This is a genomic window from Microcystis sp. M53598_WE2 (assembly GCF_030067735.1).
Classification (GTDB): domain Bacteria; phylum Cyanobacteriota; class Cyanobacteriia; order Cyanobacteriales; family Microcystaceae; genus Microcystis; species Microcystis aeruginosa.
Genome location: NZ_JASJFE010000124.1, coordinates 1 through 6,452 on the forward strand (window position 1 = coordinate 1; position 6,452 = coordinate 6,452).

Below are 6,452 nucleotides of genomic sequence, written 5' to 3' on the forward strand. Positions count from 1 at the left end.
ATGGGTTAGCGGTAGCGTAACATGAGCGGGTGTTGGGTTTCATGCTTCAACCCAACCTACGTTCATCTTGTATTTAATTCCACCCACCCGCTTATCATAAATAAATATACTAGCTAGTCAGAAGCTGAATATAACAGGCAATTTCTCATCTATTTTTTCTAGTTCTGAATAATTTGAAATTAATTCAATATGTCCAAAAACTCTTGGTTAATTCCCGATAATATCTATTTTCTCAACCATGGTTCCTATGGTGCAACCCCTAGAATAGTCTTGGATTATCAGCAACAATTGCGGGAACGAATGGAAAGACAACCTTTAGCATTTTTGGGGAGAGAATTAGAGGGTTTATTAGATATTGCTAGGCAAAAATTAGCGGATTTAGTGGGAGTAAATAGCGATGATTTAGTCTTTGTTCCCAATGCAACCACAGCAGTGAATGCGGTGTTAAATTCCTTAACTTTTCAGGAAAATGAGGAAATTCTGATCACCGATCAAACCTATAATGCTTGTGCTAATGCAGTTAAACATATAGCTAAAAGATGGGGTTTAAAGGTAATTATCGCTAAAATTCCCTTTCCCGTGCAGTCCCCTTTAGAAATTAGTCAAGCAATTTTAGCATCAGTTTCTCCCCGGACAAAATTAGTAGTTTTAGATCATGTCACCAGTCCCACGGCCTTAATTTGGCCAATCGCAGAAATTGTGCGAGAATTAAATAATCGGGGCATTGATACTCTCATCGATGGCGCTCATGCTTTAGGTTTTTTACCCCTTAATATCGGGGCAATTAATCCCACCTATTATACTGCTAATTGTCATAAGTGGTTATGTAGTCCCAAGGGGGCTGCTTTTCTCTATGTGCGCGGGGATAAACAGGCAATAATTCGACCTTTAACTATTAGCCATGGAGCGAATTCCCCTCGACAAGATCGCTCCCGTTTTCAGTTAGAATTTGCTTGGATGGGAACCGATGATCCCACCGCTTATTTATCAGTGCCAAAAGCGATCGAGTTTTTAAATTCTCTCTCTATTGATGGTTTACTGGGTCTGATGGCGAGGAATCGTAATTTGGTTTTAAAAGCCAGAAATTTGCTTTGTCATGCCTTAGAGGTCAATTATCCCTGTCCAGAATCAATGATCGGAGCGATGTCTTCAATTCTGATTCCTAGTTATGCTTGGGCAGCAGAAGATTTATCTAGACAACTGTGGGAAAAATATCAGATTGAAGTGCCGATAATTCCTTGGGGAGAAGCATCATTAATTGTGAGGATTTCTGCTCACTACTATAATTCGATCGAGCAGTATGAATATTTAGCTGGGGTTTTAAATTACTTGCTATTGCGGCCGTATCAAACCGATAATTGGTCTAAAATACTTCCTGGAGCATGGTTTCCTTGAGCATTTCTAAACCCTTTTTCACCCGACGGGAGACGGTAACAACACTAATGCCTAATTGTTCGGCGGTTTCCCGTTGAGTAAGATCCTTAAGGAAGACAAATTCGAGAATATGACGGGTTTTTTCTTCTAATTGAGCCAGTGCCTGTTGTAAACGAATGCGATCCTCTTGACAAAGTTGAAAGCTGCGATAACGGGGATCGGGAACGAGGTCTTTTAAACAAGTATTATTATCTTCATCGTTATTAACCGTCACATCGAGACTGAGGGGTTCACGGTTTTGGAAAGCCAGTTTTACCTCTTGCCATTCTTCGCTCGAAATATTTAAAGCGCGGGAGATTTCCGTATCATTGGGTTGACGATTGTGGATAGTCTGGAAATCCCGACGCACATTTGTCGCTTGTCTGCCTAAATCTAACCAACGACGAGGAATACGAACTGTATAACTTTTATCGCGCAGATGGTGTTGAATTTCGCCGCGAATATAGGGAATAGCGAAGGAGCTAAAAGCATGACCTTTGCTGCTATCAAAACGCTCGATCGCCCGAATCAGTCCCATAGAGCCAACCTGCACTAAATCTTCGTAATTTTCATGACATTGATTAACCCAATGATGAGCTTCCCTTCTGACTAATCCTAGGTTTAACTCCATAATTTGATCCCGTAACTTATTATCTGCTGTTTTTTGGTATTTTTGAAATAGGGTGAGAGTTTCCAGTTTAAGATTTTCTTTATTTAGGACAGACATAGGGCGCTAACAGACTTAAAAAATATTGACTATAAAAAATCACTATTGTGCAATTAGCTTTGACCAATCCCAACATAGTCTAGATGAGAAGCGGCAAGCAATGGCAACAATGTAATTTACCCAGATTATGATGATACAGCTTTTATATATGGACTTGTGTGATTTGACGCGGTCGACCAAGTATTTAAAGACACAGATAAGCTGAAACCCAGGTAATTAGGGTTGGCTGAACAGGTTGTTTCTAGAGACAGGGTGTGGGGTGTGGGGTGTGGGGTGTGAATTTTCCCCCGGAAAAAGTCTTAATCCAACAAGGTTTTCAGATTTATTCAGCCAGCCCTATCTAGAAAACTAGAACTCAAACAAAGGTAAACTCCGATCCTTATTTTTCGGCAATTTCGCCAGTAAACCTAAATGTTCGTAGGCGGCTGACGTTACTACGCGACCCCGGGGAGTACGATTAAGATAACCTATTTGTAATAAATAAGGCTCATACACCTCCTCGATCGTCTTGGCATCTTCTCCCGTGGCTGCCGCTACCGCTTCCAATCCCACGGGTTTACCTTGAAACTGTTGGATCATCGTCTTTAATACTAATCGATCGGTCCAATCTAAACCCATAGAATCCACATTTAATTGATTTAATCCCTCAGCGGCTAACTGGGGGCTAATAATAGTTTCTCCCTTCACCTGCACATAGTCGCGTACTCGTTTTAATAAACGATTGGCAATGCGTGGAGTTCCCCGACCGCGACGGGCAATTTCGATCGCACCCGCTTCAGTAATGGGAATATTAAAAATAGTAGCACTTCTGAGAATAATTGCCGTCAATTCCTCAACTGCATAGAAACGCAGACGTTGAATCAGTCCAAAACGATCGCGTAAAGGGGAAGTTAAAGAGCCAACTTTGGTAGTAGCACCGATTAAAGTAAAGGGAGGTAAAGAAATACTGCGAATTTTCGCCGCTTGACCCTTGCCAATCGTCACATCCAGGCGATAATCCTCCATCGCTGGGTATAATAACTCCTCCGTCACCCGATTCAGTCGATGAATTTCGTCGATAAAAAGAATATCCCGGGGTTGAAGATTGATCAGGATGCCGGTAATATCCCGGGGACGCTCTAAAGCGGGGGCGGCGGTAATGCGGCAATTTACTCCCATCTCGGCCGCTAAAATTAAAGCCATGGTGGTTTTTCCTAACCCCGGCGGTCCGTATAAGAGTAAATGATCGATCGCTTCTTGTCTAGCTTTGGCCGCGGCGATGGTGACTTTTAGATTAGCCTTTAAGTCCTGTTGACCGATATAATCCTCTAGGGATTGCGGACGAATCTCCGCTGCTGCTTTTTCCGTTTCTTCTATAGTGGGATTGGGAGTGAGCAGATTTTCCTCGGTAGCCGGGGGGGAATTGTGCGATCGTTTGATGGCCATTGTTACAATCAAGAGTCTAGGATATGTTAGCGAAGCGGATTTTGCCTTGTTTGGATGTCAATAAAGGTCGGGTAGTCAAGGGGGTTAATTTTGTCAATCTTCAGGATGCTGGCGACCCCGTGGAGTTAGCCCGCTTGTATAATCAGGCAGGGGCTGATGAGTTGGTTTTTCTCGATATTACTGCTACCCATGAAGATCGCGACACGATTATTGATGTAGTCTATCGTACGGCGGAACAGGTTTTTATTCCTCTGACAGTGGGTGGCGGTATCCAATCCTTAGAAAATATTAAAAATTTGTTAAGAGCCGGGGCCGATAAAGTCAGCATTAACTCGGCTGCCGTGCGCGAGCCGGAATTGCTCGATCGAGCCAGCGATCGCTTTGGTAAACAGTGTATTGTGGTGGCGATCGATGCTAGACGACGTAAGGATGAGCATAACCCCGGTTGGGAGGTTTATGTTCGGGGTGGACGCAAAAATACGGGTATTGATGCTTTATTATGGGCGCAAGAAGTGGAAAAACGCGGGGCGGGTGAGTTGTTAGTTACCAGTATGGATGCTGACGGCACGCAAGCGGGTTACGATCTGGCCTTGACAAAAGCGATCGCTGAAAGGGTGGAGATTCCTGTGATTGCTTCGGGAGGAGCGGGTAATTGTCAGCATATCTACGAAGCATTGACGGAAGGGCGGGCGGAAGCGGCTTTATTGGCTTCTTTGCTCCATTATGGTCAATTAACCATCGCTGAGGTCAAAAATTATCTGCAAAATCAACAAGTACCCGTGCGTTAGCCAGGGAAAATGAGAGCAAGATTTGCAGAACTTAATCTAGTGATTGAGTCGGTTTTCCTGGAAAAGGATTTCTTCAGGCTGCAACCCAAGAAGAGCAAGGTTTAGACCTAAGCTAAGACACATTTTAACCCCTTACTGTTGCCTCTTGCCTAATCTCAACAAGCAATTTAAATTCCCGGGCAGTTTATTACCTAAAATGTCGGATGAATGCCCCGATCGAGAAACCGGCAAAAATCCCTGTTTTTAACTTCAGTCCGATTATCCCTGGGGAAAATTATGTATTAGAATAGATGAAAGTTAACAAAATTTAAAATATGTTAGTTCCGATTCTCATCTTTGACCTCGGTCTTGTGGCTTGGTCATTGCATCTGATGCAGCAAGCGTTCGACAAGCAAGAGTTTTCCTTGATGCTGGCGGGAACCTTGGTGGCAGCAGCGGCAGCAGCTATGTTAGTAGTTTATTTCCTCATGGGTCACTGTTTAACCTATTTAACCCAAATTCCGGCTCCTGTCTAAATGGGGGCGATTGTTTCACCATTGTCTTATCAGCGATCGCCTTGGCAGTGACAAATTTTTTTCTCGTCACCCCTTGACAAAATAATTCTATTTAAGCTATATTCAAAAATGGTCTTCGCGGGGTTATAGCTCAGTTGGTAGAGCACCTCAATGGCATTGAGGGGGTCAGCGGTTCGAATCCGCTTAGCTCCATACAGTTAGGATAAGAGTTTCAGGGTTGCTTGGACCAGAAAAGTAACGAGGAGATGCTAGATTGAAAGAGGATTTCTGGTTAGAAAAGTCTCTTTTTACCTCGATACTCTCTCAGGACAAAATTAGTTATATGATAGAGCTTTTTAAGCAACTACCTCGTTGGTTGCGGCTAAGTCTAGTTTTTCCGCTCTTATTTCTCAATGGTTGGTTATTATTCCAATTATTTAGCTATCTAGAACCCTTAGTCAGTATTTTTGTCACTGCTAGTTTACTAGCTTTTGTCTTAGATGTTCCCATCAAACTGCTGCAAAGACGCGGGGTTAATCGCAGTGGTTCGATCGCTATTGTCTTTTTAATTGCCCTATTAATTTTGATTGTTTTAGGTTTAATTTTAATTCCCCAGATTGTCGAACAATTAAGCAGTTTAATCAATAGTTTGCCCCAGTGGATCGAGTCGGGAACCGAACAGATACAAAATTTAGAAAAGTGGGATAAAACTCAGAAATATGCGATTTATATCGAGCAATCAATCACCCAGTTATCGGAACGACTAACCAATGTTTTACAAACTCTTAGCACTCAATTACTGAGCTTTGTGCTGGGAACTATCAACAGTATCCTAAACATTCTATTTGTTCTGGTTCTAACCGTCTTTCTTGTTCTCTATGGCGAACAAATTTGGGAGGGAATTTTTAGCTGGATTCCTGCTCCCTGGAATCTCAAATTAAGAACGATTATTCGTCAAACTTTTGAAACCTATTTTGCCGGTCAAACCATTTTAGCGGGAATTCTCAGCCTTGCTCAAATTTTTGTTTTTGTGATTCTCAAGGTCGATTATGCCCTATTATTCGGGGTGGCGATCGGTCTAACTACATTAATTCCTTTTGCCAGTGCCTTTGCCATTATTGGGATTAGTACTCTACTGATGTTTCAAGATTTTTGGTTAGGGTTAAAAGTTTTGACCCTGACCATTATTGTCGGTCAAATTAATGATAATGTCATCGCCCCTCGGTTAATGGGAGGCATGATCGGACTTAATCCCGTCTGGATTATTCTATCTCTTTTTATCGGTGGCAAAGTGGCAGGAATTCTCGGTTTATTGATAGCAGTTCCCATCGCTAGTGTGCTGAAAAGTACCATCGATATCATCCGCTCCCAGCAGCGGGAAAAAGAACCAGTAGTTTTCCTAGAAGAAACGGTGAAAAATTCCTCAGAGGAGGGCAAATAATAATAAATCCTGTTTTTTCAGTGAACAGTGAACAGTAATCAGTAATCAGTAATCAGTGAATTGAAAAGTCACATCTGGGTTCTCTTAGGTTTGGTGGGTAAAATGTATTCTAAGATACAGTCTTGCTGGCGAGGGAGTGGAAGGAACCACTCCAGACACAGAGG

At 42.5% G+C, this 6,452-nt stretch carries 6 protein-coding genes and 1 tRNA gene; 5 read left to right on the forward strand and 2 right to left on the reverse strand.

The genetic code is table 11. The annotated features are described in order from the left end of the window. The first annotated feature begins 189 nt into the window (after positions 1–189). Positions 190–1,395, forward strand: coding sequence for an aminotransferase class V-fold PLP-dependent enzyme (locus tag PX636_RS02825; RefSeq protein WP_002796067.1), 1,206 nt, complete (start codon positions 190–192; stop codon positions 1,393–1,395). On the opposite strand, the gene PX636_RS02830 is transcribed toward PX636_RS02825, so the two are convergent. Further along, positions 1,364–2,140 (reverse strand): RNA polymerase sigma factor SigF, encoded by a 777-nt coding sequence (locus PX636_RS02830; RefSeq protein WP_002796068.1) that lies wholly within the window; start codon positions 2,138–2,140, stop codon positions 1,364–1,366. The genes PX636_RS02825 and PX636_RS02830 overlap by 32 nt on opposite strands. 348 nt (positions 2,141–2,488) lie before the next feature. After that, positions 2,489–3,565, reverse strand: coding sequence for a Holliday junction branch migration DNA helicase RuvB (gene ruvB, locus PX636_RS02835; RefSeq protein ID WP_288116162.1), 1,077 nt, complete (start codon positions 3,563–3,565; stop codon positions 2,489–2,491). A gap of 23 nt (positions 3,566–3,588) precedes the next feature. On the opposite strand from ruvB, the gene hisF reads away from it, so the two are divergent. The 4 genes from hisF (at position 3,589) to PX636_RS02855 (ending at position 6,288) form a co-directional block, all read left to right on the forward strand. Further along, the gene (hisF, locus tag PX636_RS02840; protein WP_012267656.1) at positions 3,589–4,353 is read left to right on the forward strand and encodes an imidazole glycerol phosphate synthase subunit HisF; all 765 of its coding nucleotides are present in this window, start codon (positions 3,589–3,591) and stop codon (positions 4,351–4,353) included. Between the two features lie 314 nt (positions 4,354–4,667). Further along, on the forward strand, positions 4,668–4,868 hold the full coding sequence (locus PX636_RS02845; RefSeq protein WP_002796074.1) for a hypothetical protein: 201 nt from the start codon (positions 4,668–4,670) through the stop codon (positions 4,866–4,868). A 119-nt stretch (positions 4,869–4,987) separates the two neighbouring features. Beyond that, a tRNA-Ala gene (locus PX636_RS02850) sits at positions 4,988–5,060 on the forward strand. A 130-nt stretch (positions 5,061–5,190) separates the two neighbouring features. Next, the gene (locus PX636_RS02855) at positions 5,191–6,288 is read left to right on the forward strand and encodes an AI-2E family transporter (RefSeq protein ID WP_012267658.1); all 1,098 of its coding nucleotides are present in this window, start codon (positions 5,191–5,193) and stop codon (positions 6,286–6,288) included. Positions 6,289–6,452: the final 164 nt, after the last annotated feature.

Coding starts and splice junctions, on each gene's coding strand:
- PX636_RS02845 (WP_002796074.1), top strand. CDS start 4,668: ATGTTAGTTCCGATTCTCATCTTTGACCTCGGTCTTGTGGCTTGGTCA.
- ruvB (WP_288116162.1), bottom strand. CDS start 3,565: ATGGCCATCAAACGATCGCACAATTCCCCCCCGGCTACCGAGGAAAAT.
- PX636_RS02855 (WP_012267658.1), top strand. CDS start 5,191: ATGATAGAGCTTTTTAAGCAACTACCTCGTTGGTTGCGGCTAAGTCTA.
- PX636_RS02825 (WP_002796067.1), top strand. CDS start 190: ATGTCCAAAAACTCTTGGTTAATTCCCGATAATATCTATTTTCTCAAC.
- hisF (WP_012267656.1), top strand. CDS start 3,589: ATGTTAGCGAAGCGGATTTTGCCTTGTTTGGATGTCAATAAAGGTCGG.
- PX636_RS02830 (WP_002796068.1), bottom strand. CDS start 2,140: ATGTCTGTCCTAAATAAAGAAAATCTTAAACTGGAAACTCTCACCCTA.